At 46.1% G+C, this 21,309-nt stretch carries 19 protein-coding genes, 1 other RNA gene, 1 pseudogene and 2 riboswitches; of the genes and pseudogenes, 9 read left to right on the plus strand and 12 right to left on the minus strand.

Annotation, left to right across the window (positions count from 1 at the left end; translation table 11 throughout):
* The 4 genes from TZ48_RS06215 to grpE form a co-directional block, all read right to left on the minus strand.
* Nucleotides 1-241, minus strand: a 241-nt coding sequence (locus TZ48_RS06215) for a DnaJ domain-containing protein (RefSeq protein ID WP_162674508.1), incomplete at its 3' end; no start/stop codon positions are given.
* A gap of 345 nt (nucleotides 242-586) precedes the next feature.
* Nucleotides 587-2,500: a molecular chaperone DnaK gene (gene dnaK / locus TZ48_RS06220; RefSeq protein ID WP_112478604.1), complete on the minus strand. Its 1,914-nt coding sequence runs from the start codon at nucleotides 2,498-2,500 to the stop codon at nucleotides 587-589.
* A 283-nt stretch (nucleotides 2,501-2,783) separates the two neighbouring features.
* Nucleotides 2,784-4,064 (minus strand): dicarboxylate/amino acid:cation symporter, encoded by a 1,281-nt coding sequence (locus tag TZ48_RS06230; RefSeq protein WP_112478606.1) that lies wholly within the window; start codon nucleotides 4,062-4,064, stop codon nucleotides 2,784-2,786.
* A 271-nt stretch (nucleotides 4,065-4,335) separates the two neighbouring features.
* Entirely contained in the window at nucleotides 4,336-4,944 is a 609-nt protein-coding gene (grpE, locus tag TZ48_RS06235) for a nucleotide exchange factor GrpE (protein WP_042500822.1), read from the minus strand.
* A gap of 155 nt (nucleotides 4,945-5,099) precedes the next feature.
* Between grpE and nadK the strand changes: the two genes are divergently transcribed.
* From nadK to bamE, 3 genes are all read left to right on the plus strand, one after another.
* Complete coding sequence (gene nadK / locus TZ48_RS06240) at nucleotides 5,100-5,984, plus strand: NAD(+) kinase (RefSeq protein ID WP_112478607.1); 885 nt, start codon at nucleotides 5,100-5,102, stop codon at nucleotides 5,982-5,984.
* A gap of 216 nt (nucleotides 5,985-6,200) precedes the next feature.
* Entirely contained in the window at nucleotides 6,201-7,865 is a 1,665-nt protein-coding gene (gene recN / locus TZ48_RS06245) for a DNA repair protein RecN (protein ID WP_112478608.1), read from the plus strand.
* Between the two features lie 169 nt (nucleotides 7,866-8,034).
* The gene (bamE, locus tag TZ48_RS06250) at nucleotides 8,035-8,394 is read left to right on the plus strand and encodes an outer membrane protein assembly factor BamE (protein ID WP_112478609.1); all 360 of its coding nucleotides are present in this window, start codon (nucleotides 8,035-8,037) and stop codon (nucleotides 8,392-8,394) included.
* 63 nt (nucleotides 8,395-8,457) lie between these two features.
* Here the strand turns inward: bamE and TZ48_RS06255 are convergent, their stop codons facing one another.
* On the minus strand, nucleotides 8,458-8,820 hold the full coding sequence (locus tag TZ48_RS06255; protein WP_112478610.1) for an RnfH family protein: 363 nt from the start codon (nucleotides 8,818-8,820) through the stop codon (nucleotides 8,458-8,460).
* Nucleotides 8,810-9,250 (minus strand): SRPBCC family protein, encoded by a 441-nt coding sequence (locus TZ48_RS06260; protein WP_042476294.1) that lies wholly within the window; start codon nucleotides 9,248-9,250, stop codon nucleotides 8,810-8,812. The genes TZ48_RS06255 and TZ48_RS06260 overlap by 11 nt, the downstream gene beginning before the upstream one ends.
* 175 nt (nucleotides 9,251-9,425) lie before the next feature.
* Here TZ48_RS06260 and smpB point away from each other — a divergent pair, with 175 nt between their 5' ends.
* A complete protein-coding gene (gene smpB, locus TZ48_RS06265; protein ID WP_112460957.1) occupies nucleotides 9,426-9,911 on the plus strand; it encodes an SsrA-binding protein SmpB in 486 nt (161 codons plus the stop codon).
* Nucleotides 9,912-9,979: 68 nt separating this feature from the next.
* Nucleotides 9,980-10,346: a transfer-messenger RNA gene (gene ssrA / locus TZ48_RS06270) on the plus strand.
* Between the two features lie 132 nt (nucleotides 10,347-10,478).
* On the opposite strand, the gene TZ48_RS24790 is transcribed toward ssrA, so the two are convergent.
* The 3 genes from TZ48_RS24790 to TZ48_RS06280 are packed head-to-tail and all read right to left on the minus strand — an operon-like array spanning nucleotide 10,479 to nucleotide 12,057.
* Nucleotides 10,479-10,997, minus strand: a complete 519-nt coding sequence (locus TZ48_RS24790; protein WP_239670722.1) for a type II toxin-antitoxin system HipA family toxin — start codon at nucleotides 10,995-10,997, stop codon at nucleotides 10,479-10,481.
* Complete coding sequence (locus TZ48_RS06275; RefSeq protein WP_239670720.1) at nucleotides 10,883-11,737, minus strand: type II toxin-antitoxin system HipA family toxin; 855 nt, start codon at nucleotides 11,735-11,737, stop codon at nucleotides 10,883-10,885. The genes TZ48_RS24790 and TZ48_RS06275 overlap by 115 nt, the downstream gene beginning before the upstream one ends.
* The gene (locus tag TZ48_RS06280; RefSeq protein WP_112478611.1) at nucleotides 11,734-12,057 is read right to left on the minus strand and encodes a helix-turn-helix domain-containing protein; all 324 of its coding nucleotides are present in this window, start codon (nucleotides 12,055-12,057) and stop codon (nucleotides 11,734-11,736) included. Before TZ48_RS06280 ends, TZ48_RS06275 begins: the two co-directional genes overlap by 4 nt.
* A gap of 604 nt (nucleotides 12,058-12,661) precedes the next feature.
* On the opposite strand from TZ48_RS06280, the gene hipB reads away from it, so the two are divergent.
* Both hipB and TZ48_RS06290 read left to right on the plus strand, forming a co-directional pair.
* Complete coding sequence (gene hipB, locus TZ48_RS06285; RefSeq protein WP_065740598.1) at nucleotides 12,662-12,910, plus strand: type II toxin-antitoxin system antitoxin HipB; 249 nt, start codon at nucleotides 12,662-12,664, stop codon at nucleotides 12,908-12,910.
* A complete protein-coding gene (locus TZ48_RS06290; protein ID WP_112478612.1) occupies nucleotides 12,910-14,211 on the plus strand; it encodes a type II toxin-antitoxin system HipA family toxin in 1,302 nt (433 codons plus the stop codon). Before hipB ends, TZ48_RS06290 begins: the two co-directional genes overlap by 1 nt.
* Before the next feature lie 140 nt (nucleotides 14,212-14,351).
* Here TZ48_RS06290 and TZ48_RS06295 read toward each other — a convergent pair whose 3' ends face one another.
* Nucleotides 14,352-15,416 (minus strand): threonine aldolase family protein, encoded by a 1,065-nt coding sequence (locus TZ48_RS06295; protein WP_112478613.1) that lies wholly within the window; start codon nucleotides 15,414-15,416, stop codon nucleotides 14,352-14,354.
* 66 nt (nucleotides 15,417-15,482) lie between these two features.
* A complete protein-coding gene (locus TZ48_RS06300) occupies nucleotides 15,483-15,992 on the minus strand; it encodes a GNAT family N-acetyltransferase (RefSeq protein ID WP_112478614.1) in 510 nt (169 codons plus the stop codon).
* Nucleotides 15,993-16,242: 250 nt separating this feature from the next.
* Nucleotides 16,243-16,387, plus strand: a riboswitch (FMN riboswitch).
* A 216-nt stretch (nucleotides 16,388-16,603) separates the two neighbouring features.
* On the opposite strand from TZ48_RS06300, the gene ribB reads away from it, so the two are divergent.
* Nucleotides 16,604-17,266, plus strand: coding sequence for a 3,4-dihydroxy-2-butanone-4-phosphate synthase (gene ribB / locus TZ48_RS06310; RefSeq protein WP_112478616.1), 663 nt, complete (start codon nucleotides 16,604-16,606; stop codon nucleotides 17,264-17,266).
* Between the two features lie 168 nt (nucleotides 17,267-17,434).
* Here ribB and TZ48_RS06315 read toward each other — a convergent pair.
* Nucleotides 17,435-19,956: pseudogene (locus TZ48_RS06315) on the minus strand (glycosyl hydrolase family 18 protein).
* 364 nt (nucleotides 19,957-20,320) lie between these two features.
* A riboswitch (TPP riboswitch) is annotated at nucleotides 20,321-20,421 on the plus strand.
* 58 nt (nucleotides 20,422-20,479) lie between these two features.
* Between TZ48_RS06315 and thiD the strand changes: the two are divergent.
* A complete protein-coding gene (thiD, locus tag TZ48_RS06320) occupies nucleotides 20,480-21,307 on the plus strand; it encodes a bifunctional hydroxymethylpyrimidine kinase/phosphomethylpyrimidine kinase (protein ID WP_112478617.1) in 828 nt (275 codons plus the stop codon).
* The last annotated feature ends 2 nt before the right edge of the window (nucleotides 21,308-21,309 follow it).

The following is a 21,309-nucleotide window of genomic DNA, read 5'->3' on the forward strand; positions in this document are numbered from 1 at the left end:
CCCCCATGCCGCCTTGTTCAAAGGCTGCGTGACCGTATTGGTCATACGCTGCTTTCTTTTGAGGCTCGGTTAGGATCTCGTACGCTTCTTTTACTTCTTTAAACTTCTCAGCCGCCGCGTCATCACCTTGGTTTCTATCTGGGTGATACTTCATCGCAAGACGCTTATACGCCTTCTTGATGTCGCGCTCTGATGCGTCACGATCAACGCCTAATACTTCGTAAAAATCACGTTTTGACATATTGCTTGTTACCAATTACTTCGACAAACAGCCCGACGCTGTTTGGGGATTGTATCGTTCTAGATAAGGATTTTAGTCCTTGGTGCTTGGTCCTTGGTCCTTGGTCCTTGGTCCTTGGTCCTTGGAGGTAGTTTCCTTATCTAGAGCGACAATGTTTACAAATTTGCGGGCGTAAAGGTTACCCCAAACGCCCGCAACAATCATTTTTCGAGAACCCAGTTCACTGAATTCTCTAAGCTATAAAGTCCAAGCTCAAGGAGGAAACGCGCAATTTGCTTAGTTTTCACAGAGAAAGTGCAAATGAGCATTTCCGACGCCGAGATTGGGCTTTATAGCGACGAGAAATTATTTTTTCTCGTCTTTTACTTCTTCAAACTCAGCATCAACAACATCGTCGTCTTGCTTAGGCTGTTCGCCAGCTTCAGCGCCTGCACCTTGTGCTTGAGCTTGCTGCTGTGCGATTTCCATTAGCTTCTGAGCCGCTGCCATTAGCGCTTGAACTTTCGCGTCGATCGCTTCTTTGTCTTCACCTTTACGAGCTTCTTCTAGCTCAGTGATTGCCGCTTCGATCTTCTCTTTCTCTTCTGCAGGTAGCGCTTCACCAGCTTCTTCTACTTGCTTACGAGTACCGTGAATCATTTGGTCTGCTTGGTTACGTGCAGTTGCTAGCTCTTCGAACTTCTTGTCCGCTTCTTTGTTAGCTTCTGCTTCTTGTACCATTTTTTCGATGTCTTCATCGCTTAGACCGCCAGACGCTTGGATAGTGATCTTCTGCTCTTTACCAGTCGACTTATCTTTCGCAGATACGTGTAGGATACCGTCCGCATCTAGGTCGAAAGTCACTTCAATTTGAGGCATACCACGAGGTGCAGCTTGAATGCCTTCTAGGTTGAATTGACCTAGAGACTTGTTGTACATCGCTTGCTTACGCTCACCTTGAAGAACGTGGATAGTTACCGCGCTCTGGTTGTCTTCTGCTGTAGAGAAAACTTGGTTCGCTTTCGTTGGGATAGTGGTGTTCTTCTCAACAAGCTTAGTCATTACGCCGCCCATAGTCTCGATACCTAGAGACAGAGGAGTAACGTCTAGTAGAAGTACGTCTTTCACATCACCCGCTAGTACACCACCTTGAACTGCAGCACCCATTGCTACTGCTTCGTCCGGGTTCACGTCACGGCGAGCTTCTTTACCGAAGAACTCAGCCACTTTCGCTTGAACCATAGGCATACGAGTTTGACCACCAACTAGGATTACGTCGTTGATGTCGCTTACTGATAGGTCAGCGTCAGCTAGAGCAACTTTTAGTGGCTCAAGAGAACGTTGTACTAGGTCTTCAACTAGAGATTCTAGTTTCGCACGAGTCACTTTTACGTTCATGTGCTTAGGACCCGTTGCATCTGCAGTTACGTAAGGTAGGTTTACGTCCGTTTGAGAAGTAGAAGAAAGCTCGATTTTCGCTTTTTCTGCTGCTTCTTTAACACGCTGCATTGCTAGTGGATCGTTCTTAAGATCGATGCCTTGCTCTTTCTTGAACTCTTCAACTAGGTAGTTGATCATGCGGTTATCGAAGTCTTCACCACCAAGGTGCGTGTCACCGTTAGTTGCTAGAACTTCAAATGTTTTCTCGCCTTCAACTTCATCAATCTCGATGATAGAGATATCGAATGTACCACCACCAAGGTCGTAAACTGCGATAGTGCGGTCGCCGCCTTTCTTGTCAAGACCGTAAGCAAGTGCCGCTGCTGTTGGTTCGTTGATGATACGTTTAACTTCTAGACCTGCGATACGACCAGCATCTTTCGTTGCTTGACGCTGTGCATCGTTAAAGTAAGCAGGAACGGTGATAACTGCGCCAGTGACTTCCTCACCTAGGAAGTCTTCAGCCGTTTTCTTCATTTTCTTAAGTACTTCAGCAGATACTTGAGGAGCCGCCATTTGCTGGCCTTTTGCTTCTACCCATGCATCACCGTTGTCAGCCTTAACGATTTTGTAAGGCATGATTTCGATGTCACGCTGAACTTCTTCGTCTTCAAAACGACGACCGATAAGACGCTTAATAGCAAATAGCGTGTTCTCTGGGTTTGTAACTGCTTGACGTTTTGCAGGTTGACCAACTAGCGTCTCGCCGTCAGTGTAAGCGATAACCGATGCGGTTGTACGCTCACCTTCAGCATTTTCGATTACGCGTGGTTTGTCGCCGTCTAGAACAGCAACACAAGAGTTAGTAGTACCTAAGTCAATACCAATGATTTTACCCATCAGGCTATCTCCGAATAATTCTATTGTTTCGTTTGCTGCCTCAGTGTGAGGCTGAGAGCCGACAAAAACTGTCCGCTCGCAATAGGTTTGTTTTCTGTATGACCCTTAGATAAGGGCGTCAAAATGCTTTTCAAGGGAAAAAGTGAAAAAAGTTTAAGTTTTTTCTGCTGCCCTAGTGCACCTGAATACCATTTATACCCGATGGCTTGCGTTGTAATTGCTTGAAAAATAAAAAACGGAGCCAAAATCGGCTCCGTTTATCATCTAAAGAATTTTTTTGTTCTTATGCATGGCTCTCTGCAAGTACGGCGTCAGAATCTTGAGTTTCTGGCTGACCAATCTCACCTTCGCTACCCGCAACAATGGTGTTGACTGCAGTATCACCAACCACGTTTGAGCTAGTACAGAACATGTCATTGATACGGTCAACAGCAGCAACAATAGCTAAGCCTTCTGGTGGCAAGCCTAGTTGGTGAAGGATAACACCAATCATCACTACGCCGCCGCCTGGAACACCACCCGCACCAATTGAAAGTAGGAGTACCGTAAAGCCTAGAGTAAACAGATCGCTCATTTGGATTGGCTGACCGAAGGCATTAGCGATGAAGATAGCCGCAATCGCGATGTAGATAGACGCACCTGCCATGTTCATAGTCGCACCTAGAGGTACACCAAAACCAGCTACAGATTTAGACACACCAATCTTGTCTGTCAGAGTGCGCATCGTCACAGGAATCGTCGCGTTAGAGCTTGCCGTTGATAGTGAGAACAGAACCTGCTCGCGAGTCGCACGGATAAACTGTGCTGGCGTCATTTTCGTCGTCGCGCCAACCATTAGAGGGTAAACCACAAAGATCCACAGAACAAGAATACCCACAACCAGTGCCACATAGCCCGCTACCGAAGCTAGTGTGTTTGCATCAAGCGTTGCGCCAAGCTGAATCATCAATGCAAATACACCATATGGTGCTAGGCTCATGACAAGACCAATGAGCTTCATCATCACATCATTTGCTACTTTGAATGCGTTGATAGCAGGACCGCCTTTTTTATCCAGAGCTTGGATAGCTAGACCTGTCAGAATCGCCATGAAGATGATTTGTAGCATGTCACCGTTAGCAAACGCCTGAATTGGGTTGCTCGGGACGATGTTAGTGATCATTGAGAAAATATCTGGCGTCGTCGTTGATGTGATTGCCACAGACTCCGCAACAGTACCGCCTAAGTTAGCACCCGCACCCGGCTGAACGACCATACCGATAGCAAGTGCAAAAGTAATCGCAATCACAGTATTTAGAATGTAAAGCGCAAAAGTTTTGCCGCCAAGGCGACCGAAAGAGTTGATGTCTTTAAGCTCTACAATACCGCAAACGATAGAAACGTATACCAATGGCACAACAAGTAGTTTGATTAATGAGACGAACATGCCGCCTACGCCTTCTGCAAAACCAAGAAGGTATTGGTCAAAAAGGCTAACACCTGCGAAAAGGTACTGGATAGCTGTACCAATTAATAGGCCAGCAAATAGACCTATAAAGATCTTTTGGGATAGTGATTTATTCATTCAATAACTCCAGAATGTTGTATTTGTTCCCTATATTTTTATAGTTATTTGCTTTCTTATTTGAAGAAAGCTCAGGGGATATTACAGATCTAAAGCCAGATTGAAAGCATAAATTTTACATTTCCTTATCCATTTTTTAAAGTTTATAAATCCAAATTTTAAGATAAAATTAGAATAAAAAACCAAAAAAATGAAGCCAATAAGGCTTCATTTTATAGAATGGAGAATTTTGTTGGGACAACCTCTAGTGTCAACCCCTAGAAATTTTCTGTTACTTTGACACCATAACCATAGCTGGTCGGATCACTCGGCCATTGAGCTCATAACCCTTTTGCATAACAAACATAACGGTATTCGGCTCGTGATCGGCACTTTCCTGAATAGACATTGCTTGGTGCTGCTCAGGGTTGAATGCTTCACCTTCTGGGTTGATCTCTTTTAGACCAAACTTAGCAACCACATCAACAAACGTCTTGTGCGTCATTTCGACACCTTCAACGATCGGTTTTACCGCTTCGTTTTCAGCATCTGCAGCTGCGATCGCACGCTCTAGATTGTCAATTACAGGTAGCAGCTCTTCCGCGAACTTGTTCAGTGCGTACTTACGAGCCTTGTCAATTTCTTGCTCAGTGCGGCGACGCATGTTTTCAACGTCTGCTTTCGCTCGTAGCACAGAATCTTGCTGCTCTTTCACTTTCGCTTCGCTCGACAGTAGCGCCGCTTCTAGTTGCGCAATCTTAGCTTCTTGAATGTCTTGCTCGGATTCTTCGTTCCATTCCACGTCAGCGTCAGAACCTACCACCTCTGCATCTTCCTGTTTTGCTTCCGCTTCTTGGGTGTTTAGCTCTTCTTGATTTACCTTATTTTCTTCGTTGCTCATGGTCTCTCCGGAATACTCGCTTCAAGGCAATGCATAATACGACTCACCCACAATTCTTAGGAACTAAATCGCACCAAACACTGCATATATACATACTTTGGGTATATTATGGGGATGAAGATTTGTGATTCAAGCACTAATAGTTTGGAAGTGATATGAAAAAACCCTTTGAGGTGATCGCCATCATAGGCAAACCTCGAGCTCAGCAAGCCATTCAAACCCATAAAGAGCTGTTTTTGTGGCTCACCTCGAAAGGCTACAAGGTTCTTGTCGATGATCGTCTTATCGATATTCTTGTCGACATCCCAAGGCAGCACTTCTTCAGCTTAGTGCGGATAGGCCGAGAAGCCGACTTGGCGATTGTGGTTGGCGGCGACGGGAATATGCTTGGTGCAGCTCGTGTATTATCTCGATTCGATGTAGCTGTGATTGGTGTCAATCGTGGCAACCTTGGCTTTCTTACAGATCTCAACCCTGAAGGCTTTGAAACCGCGCTCGAATCTGTGCTCAAGGGTGAATACCTTGAGGAGAAACGTTTTCTCCTAGAAGCGGAAATTCATCGACACGGGCAAATAAAAAGTCATAACGCCGCACTCAATGAAGCGGTTCTTCACCCGGGACAAGTCGCGCATATGATCGAATTTGAAGTCTATATTGATGACTCTTTCGCGTTCAGTTTGCGCTCTGACGGGCTTATTGTGTCTACGCCAACAGGCTCCACGGCCTACTCACTCTCCGGTGGTGGCCCTATATTATCATCACAACTCAATGCAATCTCATTAGTGCCGATGTTCCCACATACCTTGTCGAGTCGCCCATTGGTGGTTGATGGCAACTGTTGTATCAAACTGGTTGTCTCTCCTGATAACCGTGGCACCCAAGAAGTCAGCTGCGATGGACAAATCTCGCTACCGGTATCGCCTGGTGACGAAATCCATATCTATCAAAGCCCGAATGCGCTAAAACTGATCCATCCAAAAGATTACAGCTACTATCACGTACTGCGAAACAAACTCGGATGGTCGAGCAAACTGTTTTAATAAAATCAGATAGATAATCGTCATTCCAATCGATAGCCTCAATGTTTTCATTGAGGCTTTTCTGTATCTGGGGCCTAAATCCCTGCCTTTTCGATCAAATAATCAGCAACAGTGCGTCCTGTCACATAAAAATTTACCTGTGCAACTTTACTGTATAAAGAAACAGTATATACTGAACTTACATACAGTAGTGTTCATTTAAACAGGTAACTAAAAATGCTGTCTCATCTAAGTGTTAATAATTTTGCTATCGTAAAATCGCTGCAGTTAGAACTATGTACAGGTATGACAACCATCACTGGCGAAACTGGCGCAGGTAAATCTATTGCTATCGATGCGCTTGGGCTGTGTTTAGGTGGCCGTGCCGACGCTGGCGCCGTACGTGCTGGTGAAGACAAAACCGAAGTCACTGCCGCATTTGCGATTGAGAACAATCAACAAGCGACACGCTGGCTCGAAGATAATGACCTGTTTGATGGCACTGAATGTATCTTGCGCCGCACCATTACCAAGGAAGGCCGTTCTCGCGCTTTCATTAATGGCAGTCCGGTTCCACTATCGCAGCTTAAATCACTTGGTCAGTTGCTGATAAACATCCATGGTCAGCATGCGCATCACCAATTGATGAAGAGTGATTATCAGCTTAGCTTGCTTGACCAATACGCAGGTCACACTGCACTGCTTAAACAGGTTCGTTCAAAATACCAAACCTGGCGTAGTGCCGATATTGCACTCACCAAACTGAAAGAGAACAGTGCTAACAACCTAGCTCAACTGCAGTTGCTCGAATATCAGATCAAAGAGCTCAATGAGCTAGCGATTGGCGAAGACGAATTCCCCGAACTTGAACAAGAACACAAACGTTTATCCAACAGTGGTGAATTGGCGGTGACATGCCAACAAGCCATCGACATCATCTACGAGGGTGATGAAGTCAACGCGCTTGCCATGCTGCAAACCGCCAGCAGTAAACTGCTGCAGCTTGTCGAGCTCGACGCGGGCCTAACGCCATTGCCTAACATGATTGAAGAAGCCATCATTCAAATTGAAGAGGCCAATACCGAGCTGCGCAATTACCTCGACAAGATTGATGTTGATCCTGAGCGTATGGCTTATGTAGAAGAGCGTTTTTCTAAAATCATGTCACTGGCACGCAAACACCACGTGATGCCAGAAGAGCTCTACCAGCACCATCAGGACTTACTCGCACAAATCGAAGCACTCGATTGCTCAGACGAAAAAATGGCAGAAATGGAGCAAGAAGTGGCAAACCACTTTGACGCTTATGTCAGAGCCAGTGAAAAGCTGAGTAAATCTCGTGGACGCTACGCAAAAGAACTCAACAAGCTGATTTCTCAAAGCATGCATGAGCTGAGTATGGAGAAAGCCAAATTCGCCATTGATGTCGCATTTCAATCTGACCACCCTTCCCCAACTGGCATGGATAGCGTGGTGTTCTTGGTCTCTACCAACCCAGGCCAGCCTATGCAACCGATCGCCAAAGTGGCCTCTGGTGGTGAGCTATCGCGGATATCCTTGGCTATCCAAGTGATCACTGCGCAAAAAGTCGATACGCCAAGTCTTATCTTCGATGAAGTCGATGTAGGTATCAGCGGCCCCACTGCCGCAGTAGTGGGTAAAATGCTGCGTAAGCTGGGCGAATCGACGCAAGTGCTGTGTGTGACTCACTTGCCACAGGTAGCCGGTCATGGCCATCAGCAGCTGTTTGTTACCAAAACGACCAAAGCCAACAAAACCGAGACCAGCATGCTGACTCTAAATGAGCAAGAGCGTATCAGTGAACTTGCTCGCTTACTCGGTGGCAGCCAAATCACCGATTCAACGCTGGCTAATGCGAAAGAACTGCTCATCGCCGCGTGATTGCACTGCGAGAAGATAGTTCCCTAGCAAGCCAAGATTAACTGAGGATTGTTGCTTAACTCATAAAACCGAGCTTGAGCGACAATCTTACGCAGACAAGTTTTTACTTCTGGCTCATCCTTGTTTATTATCTTTGCAGTTTCACAAATCGACGTTGTAAATTAAAGCTATGCAATTTAAGAAGTGGTTACTTGCATTACCACTAGCACTCAGTGTGCTGACAGGATGTTCAGTAATAGAAAAAATCGTATATCGCATTGATATCAACCAAGGCAACTTCGTTGAGCAAAGTGCGGTAGACCAACTGCGTTATGGCATGACCAAAGAGCAAGTTCGCTTCGTTCTTGGCTCTCCAATGCTTATTGAAAACGGCTACCCGAATACTTGGTACTACATCTACCACGCAACCAAGGGACACGATGATTCTGTTCAGCAGAACCTCATCGTCAACTTTGACGGTAATGGCGTGTTAGCGTCTATCGCTGGCGACTACGAAGCAAGCGATAACTTCTTCGACGCACTGAATTAGCTCGTTAAAATACAAAAAGCTCGCCTAGGCGAGCTTTTTTCGTTTCTGCAGTAAGCAAAGGTATTAGCTTGCTTCCGCACTCTTTCTAAGTGGCGATGGCTTGCCGCCTGTCACCGGATCGGCTTTGCCAGCGTTTTTAGCTTGTTCAGCACGCTTGCGTCTGATTTCTTTTGGATCGGCCAGTAGCGGGCGATAAATCTCAATGCGGTCTTTATCTCTTACCGTGGCATCCAGCTTCACGTTACGGCTAAAAACGCCAACCTTGTTGACCGACAAATCGATCTCTGGATACACCGACAGCACGCCCGACTTTTGGATAATCTCTTCCACCGTCGATTCATGGTTCACCACCAACTGAAAAACGCGCTGTTCATTCGGTAGGGCGTAAACCACTTCTACGTGAATAAGCTGAGCATCAGCACTCATAGGTGTACACCTCTTTGGCACGCTTAGTAAACGCGTTCACCATGTTACTGGTGACATCGTGGAAGATCTTTCCAAACGCCAATTCAATCATTTTGCTTGAGAATTCGAACTCAAGTTTTAGCTCAACTTTGCACGCCTGATCATCGAGTGGAATGAAAGACCAAACGCCTTTGAGCATTTTAAATGGCCCGTCCACCAGCTCCATCAGGATCTCGCTTCCATGCACCAAAGTATTCGCAGTGGTAAATGTTTTACTGATCCCTGCCTTTGAAACGTCTACCGACGCAACCATCGCTGAGTTTGTTGCCTCTAGTACACGCGAACCTGAACAGCCCGGCAAAAAATCAGGATAACTGGCGACATCATTAACCAAGTTAAACATTTGATCAGCGCTAAACATCACGAGCGCTGAGCGAGTCACTTGTTGCATAAAAACTCCCCAAACTAAAAGGTTGCCTCCGATTCTACTGTTAAGCAGCTGTTAGCTCAAGTCACACGCTCATAGCCTTTAGTAATCGGGAGGTAACGCGCGCTCACACAAAACAAAAGCTTGGCAAATAAAACCCTTCCCTAAACGCAAAAACTCGCCGTATAATGACGCCATTATGGTAAAGAAGAATTCAAAGAATAAAGCGGGTAGCAATACCATCGCTCAGAACAAGAAAGCTCGCCACGAATTTCACATTCAAGACGAGATCGAAGCTGGTATCGAGCTGCAAGGCTGGGAAGTAAAATCCCTACGCTCAGGCAAAGCGAATATCGCTGAGAGCTACGTTTTCCTGCGTGATGGCCAAGCTTACATCAGCGGCATGTCAATCATTCCGCTTAACCAAGCATCAACTCACATTGTTGCCGAGCCAACACGCGTGCGCAAACTGCTCTTGCACCGCCGCGAACTGGACAAGCTTATTGGTCTCGTTAACCGTGACGGCATGACGCTAGTTGCTACGACTATGTATTGGTCGCGCTCTTGGGCTAAGATCAAAGTAGGCGTCGCGAAAGGTAAAAAGCTTCACGACAAACGTGCTGATTTAAAAGAAAAAGATTGGGCACGCGATAAAGCGCGAATCATGAAGAGCAATTTGCGCTAAAACTGACCAGTTAAACTCCGCAGTGCTAGACAGGCTAAGCTTTTCTGGTAACATGCGAAGAACACTTTGGGGCTGATTTAGGATTCGACAGGAATTTTGCAGTCTGAGGTGCATGCCGTGGGGCGGTTGGCCACGTAAAAAGCCGCAAAAAAATAGTCGCAAACGACGAAAACTACGCACTAGCAGCTTAATAACCTGCTCAGAGCTCTCTCGCCCTAGCTTCCGCACGTAAGACGGGGACCAACGAGAGATCAAACCCAAACGCGCTAGCCCGGATTTTCCCACCTGAGAGATGAACGGCGAATTATAATTCAGGTTAGCCATTAACTAGCGTGTCGGTTCGCAGGTTGGTGGTGAATTTAAAGATCGACTAAGCATGTAGTACCAATGATGAATGGTTTCTGGACGCGGGTTCAACTCCCGCCAGCTCCACCAAACGTTTGGAAAGGGCGCTAACTTAACAGTTAGCGCCCTTTTTCTATCCCGATGCTCAATCGCACTGGTTGTCAATCATGCATCTCAGGTGGCAACAATCAAATCATAGAAAAACAGTTGGTTCTTTTCCCTTTATAGAATCTGAAAATCCGTATTCAGCTGTTTCCAGTGCAGAATGAGAGCAGCCTTGTGTTCATTCAACATTGGTAAGTCTTGTAGCAGTTCCAACCATCGAGTCCTCGCCATTTCTAAGACATCCAGAAGGTGCGGTTTGATGGCAACCCAAGGTGCGCCTGTTTTCTCTGACCATAATTGGAAGCTCTCCATCGTGATATCGAACCATTGCTTGGTGCCCGCCATATTGAGAGCAAGGCTATCGTTTTCGATATAGGGTGTGGTAAATACCACATCATAAAGCGGGGACAAGCGTGGTGATTGCCTATCGGCATAAATAAGCGTCCAGTTTTTTAAGTGCGCGTCTCCATTACCAAGCAAAATGTTGATCAGCAACCTTCTTGCCATTTGTTGAATGTCCTTCAACCGCTCAGCACTGGTTCGATAGAGCACATTGCCAAGTTGCTCATAATTGACTCGTTGGTACTTGTCTGCCGGATAGAGGCCAAAAACCTGTGCAAAGTCTTCGGTATGAATACGACCTGCGCTGCTGCGATCAAACCTTTTAATACCGTAGGCATACTGCTCATCTGGCAACCTAATACTCGGCAAGCCTCTAGCTCACTAAGCTCAATTAATCGTACTTCAGGAATATCAGCCCCCGCCGCCTCTGCCAATTTCATGCAGCCATACTCATTAACAGGTACACCTTTGTGGACAGTTGACGGCGTCTTGATAATCCACATATCTTCAGAAATTTCCTGATCAATATGGTAACGACCATCCACATGAGATGAGGAGAACTTCATCTGCACACCAGCCAAAGAGAACTTGGTATTAGCATGTTTAACATCTATCTGCTGAGGCTCTGTCGACAAACGCTGTTCCAATGCCCAAATTGGTACATCGCCCGCTTTAATCGGCTTAGCAATAACCGCTCCCGGCAAGTTGGAGCCAAGATAGGCTAGAATTGAGAACTCATTATTGGTGTGGCATTGAAGCGCTTTCGCCGTCAGTTCTCTCAATACTCCCTCAGGCAATAGATTGGAAAGGACGGGAGGGATCTTATCGGTTCTAATCTGCGGTTTGTTCAAATAGTTGGGGTCAAGCATCTGCCTCAGAGTGAAGACTGGGCGCAGATCATCAGGCATTGCGGCAAAGTCAGGGTTGAAGGTCAGTATATTTTTGCCACCAGCATAATGGGCTATCACAGCAACATCGATACCATGAAGCTGAATCTTAAGGCCTTCCACCTTTTCTATCTGCTTACCCATCATTTATCCTCAGAACCAAACCAAAAACCGAGATCATCCTCATCGTCGTGCAGCGACTCACCTTTAGATTCTTGACTCTGACTTTCAAAAGCACCCTCTATTGGAACGGTATGCCCTTTGCTTTGCTTCGGCGATATAGAAAGTTCCAAATCAAGTCCTTCCAACACTCTAAGCAAGGTCGATAACTTTACGTCGCTACCCGATTCGATGCGTTGATATTGCTGCTGCTTCATGCCGATTCGCATGTACATGTCTTTTTGCTCGATACCGAGTTTTCTGCGCTGCTCAGCGAGCAAGGTTGAGATTTCGTCTAAGCTTTTCATTCTTTCCACCAAACAACCAAAGAGTTGTACCAACCGCCATTAACAACATATTAGTTGTATCCAATTCCAGAAACAACTTTTAAGTTGTCAAAATATCTTATAACAACTTAAAAGTTGTTTATGCATTCTTACAGTGAAAGTGTGGGATGCTCAGAAAAACGCTTAAAAATGAGGTAACAAAAACGAATGGGTACACCACTAGGTACACTATAAAAAATCAAACCAAGATTAATTCAATAAAAACAACATCATGAATAACAAATTCAACTTACGCCAGCAAACGTTTGGAAAGCGCGCTAACTTAACAGTTAGCGCGCTTTTTGTATTTGCAGACTCAATAGATTAGCTATTTGTTACTGAAACATCTCAAACCTGCACATTCCAAAAAAACGGCATTTGGCAGTTCCGTTGTCACATCCCACAGCTCCTCAACGCCTTATGCCTTCGCAAATCGATACCCCACTAAAGGATAAGTCATCTTTCATCCCCTAGTGGGGATAATATAGACTTTATCCTCTTGTGGGGATATACTTTCAACTATCCTCACTAAGTGATAATTGAATATCTTCAAGGTGTACCTTAACTCTATAGAGAGCTGGAACAAATGATATACAGTCCAAAACAGTTGGCAGATATGATGCTACTGATACGTCAGAAGAATGGATGGACGCAATCGGAACTAGCGAAAAAAGTCGGTATCAAGCAAGCGACGATCTCGAACTTCGAAAACAACCCTAACAAAACAACACTTTCTACCTTCTTCAAGCTTGCCCAAGCTATGGATCTAACATTGAGTATCCAAGAAAAATCACAGGTGGCTTCGTTAAATGAAAATGATGATGAGAGTTGGTAATGCAGAAGCTAATCGCATACATGAATGGTGAATTGGTTGGCACTCTAGAGAAACATAACAATGGTGCTCACACGTTTCAATACGATAAAAGCTGGTTAACCAATGCGGTGACTCGACCACTATCATTGTCTTTAAGGCTTCAGTTACCCGTAATCACTTCCGATGCGGTGATAAACTATTTTGACAATCTCTTACCAGATAGTCCTCAAGTCAGAGATAGAATCGTTGCAAGGTACAAGACGTCATCTAAACAACCATTTGATCTCCTGAAAGAAATAGGAAAAGACAGTGTTGGTGCAATTGCTTTACTTCCTCCAGACCGCCCCTATAAAAAAGAACCACTTAGCTACGAAGTCCTGAGTGACAAAAAACTAGAAACTGTTCTTTCTGCCTATAAGTCTGATATACCCCTAGGGATGCTCGAAGAAGAGGAGGACTTTAGAATCTCCGTGGCCGGTGCTCAAGAGAAAACGGCTCTCCTACTCGTTGATGAGCAATGGTGTATACCGAAAGGAAACACACCCACCACTCACATTATCAAACTGCCAATAGGCGAGATACAACAAGCCAACGCGACCCTAGATCTCAAAGATAGCGTAGAAAACGAGTACCTTTGTATTGAACTTGCCAGAGCGCTAGGATTCGCCGTTCCCAACGTCAAAATAGTCGAAACAGACAACATTAAAGCTTTAGCTGTAGAGCGCTTTGATAGACGCTGGACAAAAGACAGAGCTGGCTTGCTACGCTTACCTCAAGAAGATATCTGCCAAGTATTTGGTATGCCATCATCCATTAAATACGAATCTCAAGGTGGTCCAGGCATCGCTCAGATCATGACGTTGTTAATGGGGTCAAGTAATGCTCTAGAAGATCGATATAACTTCATGAGATTCCATGTATTTCAATGGCTCATTGGCGCTACAGATGGACATGCTAAAAACTTTTCTATCTACATTGATAAAGGAGGCAGCTACAGACTCACTCCATTCTACGATATTTTGTCAGCCTATCCACTGCTGGGAGGAAAAGGGCTCAATATCAGAAAGCTAAAGCTGGCGATGGGATTGAAAGCAACAAAAGGCAAGAAGTATGAAATCAGTAAAATCCTGCCTCGTCACTTTTTGGATACAGCTAAAGAAGTCAACTTTAATCAAGACACGATGCAAGAGATAATTGATGAAATGAAAGATGCCTTACCTAAGGCAATGTTACAAGTAAGCGCTAAATTGCCTGAGGGCTTTCCTGAGCATATCGTAGACTCAATTTTTGAGAATACTCAGAAGCTAATTGAGAAGATTTAGCTTTATGCAAGACCAAACGTTTGGAAAAGGCGCTAACTTTACCGTTAGCGCCCTTTTTGTATCTTAGCAGCAGGCAAATCGTTCAAGCATCGAGACCTTTTGACCACCGATAGGCCAAAAAGTCTATCACCGACTAAAAGCTAAACACACCCTTGCTCAATCAATCGGAGATACCCTCTTACATCGTCATCCGACATGTCCAGTAGCCTATCCCCCACATACCACTCAATGTAGCTTTGCTCTGCTAACATGCCTTGTTGTGGGTTGCCAATCCATAAGCTGTGCTCATTGGCAAGCTTATCTCGAAGCGCTATCGCTTTGTCTTGGCTAATAGGGAGATGGATATGCAGCATGTTCGCTTGTGGTTTGACGGGGTTTGGCGTTAGCGATGGGAACTCTGCGAGTATTTTATAGACTTGCTTCGTGCGTTCGAATAACGTGGGCATTAAGGCCAGTCTTTGATCGAACTGCATAGCTGCTGCAACGATATAAGGAGTACGATGATAGACACTGCCACCCTGACGATGCATCCATACTGCGGCTTGATCGATAAACGCTTGATCACCGAGTAACATCGCACCGCCCAGACCGCCGATGCCTTTGTACATAGAAACATAGGCCGAATCAAAGCCCTCGCATATCTCAGCGTAATCCTTTTGATAGTAAGCGGCGGTTTCCCACAGTCGCGCACCATCCATATGTAAGTGGGTATCGTTTTGACCGCAGTGAACTTTAATGCGTGATAACTCTTCAAAGCTTGGCAACTGCCCACCGATTTCACGCATCGGCAGTTCGTAAAGTACGGCTGCAAGAGTGTCTGGGATCTTAACTAAATCCTCCAGCACCCAAGGCCTGAACGGTTTGCCAACGGGAAGCAAATTAAAACGCTGCTGCAACTGATAGCCTTGGTTTTCATGCAGTTGGATATGACTTGAAGGATGCATAGCAACCTTATTGTTGCGCTTCATTTCGCAAGCGATCTGCAATGCCGTTGGCTGGGTCATGGTACCCGTAATAACAAATAATCCCGCTTCAAATCCCAGTAGCTTTGCCAGCTTCTGTTCAAAACTTTGTATTAACTCCCCTTCCCCATAACGGTCATGGCGGACTTGGTTCTGTTCACACCATGCAGACATTTGAGCAAACGTCTCGGCTGGAGAGTATTCTTTATTTCCTGGCAACGAAATCTTGCATTGTTGTTGCATCGTCTATCCCTATCTAGCATCGAGTTCGATTAGGGTAACACTGGTCTATCACTCATTAACAGCGAATCAATAGCAGCGCTCTAAACGGATGACGCTCATCTGGGAGAGATCATCAGATTCACTGTTCACTTTGTGGAGACCCAGTCGCTCACACACAGCAATCGCCGCTTTATTGCCGGCACGGGTCTCGGCAAAAATACAGCGTACCCCCATCTTCTCACGGCAAAAAGCGATAAGCGTCGACATCGCTTCCACTGCAAGCCCTCGTCCTTGCCTATCCACCGCCAGACCAAATCCGATCGAGGCTTGATCGTTGGGCTCTAAACGAAATGCGACAGTACCAATCACTTGATGGCTCTCTTTGCCTTCAATCACCAATTGAAACTTAGTGCGGGGGACTTGATGTGCCTGCTCAACAAACATTTCCAATAAGTGCGCATTGAACTCTGGGGAACATTCTTCTTTTGGATAAAAAGTTTGGTACTTGGGGTGCGAGGTGATTTTTAGCCACGATTCAATATCACCAAGTTCGAAATCTCTTAAGATAAGTCGTTCAGTTTCTAGATGGAGCGCCATTGTATTCTCTTGTTTGATTGGACGAACTGCGTCTTTATAGAAGTGTTTGAGAATAGTAGCTCACAATCCGTTATGCGAATGTGTTTTATCCTTCTGCTCTGTGACGCAAACCTAAAGTTTTTGTTAGCAAAGGTTAAAGCTAAGAATTCGGCCACAATCGCCATTTTTGCTGGCATTAACACCATACAGCTGCTTTAGGGTTTTCAACTGACTGAATTATCGTTACCATTCAGTGGTCGAAATGACATTCATCTATTCTCAGGGCGGGGCGAAATTCCCCACCGGCGGTAAATCATCATGATAAGCCCGCGAGCGCCTGATACAGAGTATCAGGGTCAGCAGATCTGGTGTGAATCCAGAGCCGACGGTTATAGTCCGGATGGGAGAGGATAAGACTATCGAGTCACCCTATCATTTATTGGTCGGGTGGGTAGGCTATTTGTGCCTAAACTCGATTTTTAGCGTTATGACTGCCATTGAGGGACACTTATCCTTTCGATGCTTTAGCGGTCGTATCGCTTAGCTCTATCTTTGGATAAACCACTTCAATGATGGTGGTGCATCCCCATATCTATGCCCTGATTCTGGTACTTAAATTTTGGAGTATTACCATGAATCAGAACCAAACTTCACTTCTTGCCGATTTTGGCACACCTTTAGAGCGTGTTGAACTGGCGCTACAAGCACTTCGCGAAGGCCGTGGCGTATTGCTACTCGATGACGAAGATCGTGAAAACGAAGGCGATATCATCTATTCCGTGGATCATCTCACTAACCAACAGATAGCACTGATGATCCGAGAGTGTAGCGGCATTGTTTGCCTATGTGTGACTGATGAGCAAGCCAAACAGCTCGATTTGCCACCTATGGTAGAAAACAACAACAGCGCTAACCAAACCGCTTTTACTGTGTCTATTGAAGCTAAAGTTGGGGTAACTACTGGCGTATCTGCAGCGGATCGCGTCACAACCATCAAAACCGCTTGCCAGCCTAGTGCCCGTCCGGAAGATCTGGCGCGCCCAGGTCACGTTTTCCCGCTGCGTGCCAAGCAAGGCGGGGTACTGACTCGTCGCGGTCACACTGAAGGCACCATCGATCTGATGCAAATGGCTGGTTTGTCACCATTTGGCGTTCTTTGTGAAGTGACCAACCCAGATGGCACGATGGCCAAAGCGCCAGAAATTGTTGCCTTTGGAAAGCTTCACAATATGCTGGTACTGACGATAGAAGACATGGTTCAATATCGCCTAGCTGCGAGTGAAAAGTCAGCATAACTACGCAGACTAACAATCGCCACGCAGACTAAAAATAGAAACAGCCGCTCATGACAAACTGAGCGGCTGTTTTACTTTGGTGCCATCATAACTCGCTAGGTGCAGTGGAGAGGTGTCATGCAACCCAGCACACCAGCGTGCGAGCTATGATGACTTAACACTTCTGGGTTACTGACATGGACCTAGATCTTTCCACACACCCCATTCACCTGATTTACTTGGCTCATCGCCTTGCGTCCACCACTTAGCAGAATACACGTGACCTTGGTACGTCACTTCTTGTCCACCAGTGTAAACAGCGGTTGAATCCCAAGGCGCAGCGCATGTTGCACCGACAGTGTCGGCTTTGACCGTCACTGTTTGTGACTGACTTGATGTAAGAGAACCATCACTCACAACAACCGTTAACACATAGTCGGTATCAACATTAACACTCGGAGCTGTGAAACTCACTTGTGCACCATTCGTTACTACAGCCAATCCAGCTGGCGCCTCCCAAACAAACGTCAGTGGATCATTCTCTTTGTCTGTCGAGCCTGATGCATCCAGTGTCACCACGTCATTAGCGTTCGCCATTGTTGGGCCAGCAATGGTCGCCACCGGTGCAGTGTTTACTGGTGTCGTGCTTTTCGGATTAACCGTTAGCGTAACTGTGGCACTGTCTGTGGCACCTTCGTTATCAGTCACTGTCAGTGTAAAGCTGTATTGCTCGCTAGCCGTTACTTCTGCCACATCCACGCTTAACTGAGCGGTATTCGCGCCAGTCACTGTAAGAGACTGACCCGCAGGTTGCGACCAAGCGTAACTGACAATCGAACCATCGCTATCACGAGAGCCGGAACCGTCTAACAGTGCAGTAGCAGGTCCTACTACCGTTTGATTACCACCAGCGTTTGCTGTTGGTGCACGATTCACTGGCGTGCCACCAGCAAGACCTTCGTGCATCGCATTGAGGATATCGCCATTGTCTGCATCGATTTCCCACGAGAACAGACCTGCAAAACCATTTGCACGTACATACTGACCTTTAGCAATCACAGATCTAGGGTCATCAAAAGTGACCAACTCCCCTGTCGTGCGGTTCCAAACATAAGGCGCTTCAGCAAGCTCGTCATAACCATATTCAAACCCATTAACGCCGGTATTGTTTGAACCAATCATGTACGTCTTCAGACCTTTATAGTCAATGACACCATCTTCCCACACGCCTTGTGTCGTCGAGCCTTTCAGCTTACCTGTTGCGACACCTGTCATTGGATCGGTTGGGTCTGTCAAAGTCTCAGGAATGACCCCTTCCCAGCCGCGACCATACATGGCAGCACCGACAACCAGCTTGTTCGCTGGTACGCCTTTCGCTAGCAGCAACTGAATACCGTTGTCTGTCGTATAGGCTGGCCCTTTGTATGGTACGCCATCCGCATCAACACCATTACCATCACACTGCCCAGGACGCATAAAGTTACCGCAATAAAGCGCCGCTTGGTGACCAGGTACATTGTTCCAACCGCCATAGAAGTCGTAAGTCATCGCGAAGATGTAGTCCATATGTGGAACGGCATCAGCGTAGTTTACGTCTTCAATTTTGTCGTAGCCCACACCCACTGCCGATGTCAGTTCATAAGTACGTCCGGTTTCTGCTGACAATTCATCAAGCATCATACGCAGCTCTTGCATTAAGGCTGCGTAGCATCGCCATCACGCAATGGATCGCCAAGATCAGGCGCCGCACCTTGTCCACCAGGATATTCCCAGTCGATGTCCACGCCATCATAGAACTTCCACGTTTGCAGGAAGCGCTTCACCGATGCGACGAAAACGTCACGATTGGCTTTGTCAGTAAAGCTGTAGAAGGGGTCAGAAAGCGTCCAGCCACCGATAGAAGGAAGAATTTTTAGATCTGGGTTGCGCTGTTTAAGCGCCATCATCATGGCATAGTTACCCTTAATAGGAGAGCTGTACTCATGCCCCGCTTGTGGGAAACTTTTTTGGTATGCAGCCCAAGGGTCATGAATCACGACTTCGTAATCAGGCATTCCCTGACAAGCCGTTTTTAGTGCATTAAAGCTATTGCCGCCCACAGATTTCACCGATTCGTTTGGTCCACAAATTGGAATGAAGCCATAAATGATGTGCGTGAGATTATCGACAGGGATATTGTCGACCGTGAACTTACGTCCATAGATGCCCCACTCTACAAAGTAAGTTCCAACTACGGTATTTGGATCGGTATTGAACGTTTTATTGTTCGGGTCGACATTCATTGTCAGCGGCGGTAGATGTGCGCCGTCGGTATCGGCGACAATCAGCTCAGCAGGGGCACTGCGCGTACAACCTGTTGCATCACAGGCTTCAACTTCGACTTGATATCGACCACCTTGTGCATAAGTAAACTGCGCCAGTGTTTGACTGCCTGAGATTGGTCCCGTGGCCACTTTCACGCCGTCGAAATAAATATTGTAGGTATCGCCAGTTGTTCCACTCCATTGGTTGAACTGGATGCTAATGTCTGCGGCATCTTTGTACTGCACCATCTGGTTGTAACCAGAGGTGGTTTCCATCGCGAGTTGGATTTTAGAAAACTGAAGGTTGTTTGAGCCATAGACGTCGATAGACGGCGTTGCTGGAGCAGCAACTGCGCCTTGACTTACTGCCAACGCAACAGCAGATAAGCCTAATAATAATTTTTTCATTGTCATTCTCTTTCCTTGAAAGACGAAAAGTATCTCTGCTCACACACGTTAACAAAGTGTGAACATCGGTATTTATTAATAGGCTGATGCGTTTATTTTTTGCGCAAAAATAAAATTCACTTCGAGTCACCACTCAAAATTAACTCTCTCGTCTCACGAAGTTTCATTCAGTACTCAATCCTGTACCCAGAATTTTCCTCTCAATTAGATCATCACATAAGTGATTAACACTAAAGAGATTCAACCCAGACATCCAAGAAGAGAAACATATTCATCCGAGAAATGAAAGTTACTCTGAGACACAAATAATATGTTGTTATTCGTTAACACTGGAAAAATCGCTGCGCTTATATGACAATGACATCCTTATTAGTCGGGGGGCATTTTTGCTGAGATCACCATATGGTGAGACCCGTTGAACCTGATTCAGTTAGTACTGGCGTAGGGAACTATAGAAAGCAAAGATGCTGTAATCAGCGTCTTTCACATCGCTATGGATCTCTTTCGCAAGTAAGGAGCATTTATGGCGACAACATCTCAAAACACTCCCATTGTCTTAACCATCGCAGGTTCCGATTCTGGCGGCGGCGCAGGCATTCAAGCAGACATCAAAGCTATTTCAGCGACGGGCGCTTACGCTTGTTCTGTTATTACCGCACTGACGGCGCAAAATACACAAGGCGTGACTGGAATTTTGGGTATCGACCCTGAATTCGTAAAAGCACAGCTTGACGCCGTATTCACCGATCTCAATGTTGTCGCAGTCAAAATCGGCATGCTTGCTGATGCAAAAATCATCGGCGTTGTGGCAGAAAAACTTCGCGAGTACCAGCCAAAGTATGTGGTTTTAGACCCAGTGATGGTTGCCACCAGCGGCGATTTGCTACTCGAAAACTCGGCCATTGATGCACTAAAGTCGGAACTGCTGCCGCTAGCGACGGTTATCACACCCAACCTTCCAGAGGGTGCTGCTCTATTAGGTACCGACGTCCCACAATCTCAGCAACAAATGGAAGCGTTGATAGATTCCTTGCGTAGCCTAGAGACACCGGCCATTTTGCTTAAAGGTGGGCATTTAGAATCGGAGCAAAACAGCAACGATCTACTTATCACAGCGGTGGATGTGGAGCATTTCGAGACCAAGCGAATTGCTACTAAAAATACCCACGGCACTGGTTGTACATTAAGCTCGGCTATCGCGTCTTTCCTTGCTCAAGGTCATGGGCTGAGCGAAGCCGTTAAGCATGGTAAGGCCTATATTACGCAGGCGATCGCGCACGCCGATGAACTCGATATTGGGAAAGGTCACGGCCCGGTGCACCACTTTTACGCGCTCAATAAAGACGCTTAATG

The organism is Vibrio variabilis, from assembly GCF_003263785.1.
GTDB classification, from domain to species: domain Bacteria; phylum Pseudomonadota; class Gammaproteobacteria; order Enterobacterales; family Vibrionaceae; genus Vibrio; species Vibrio variabilis.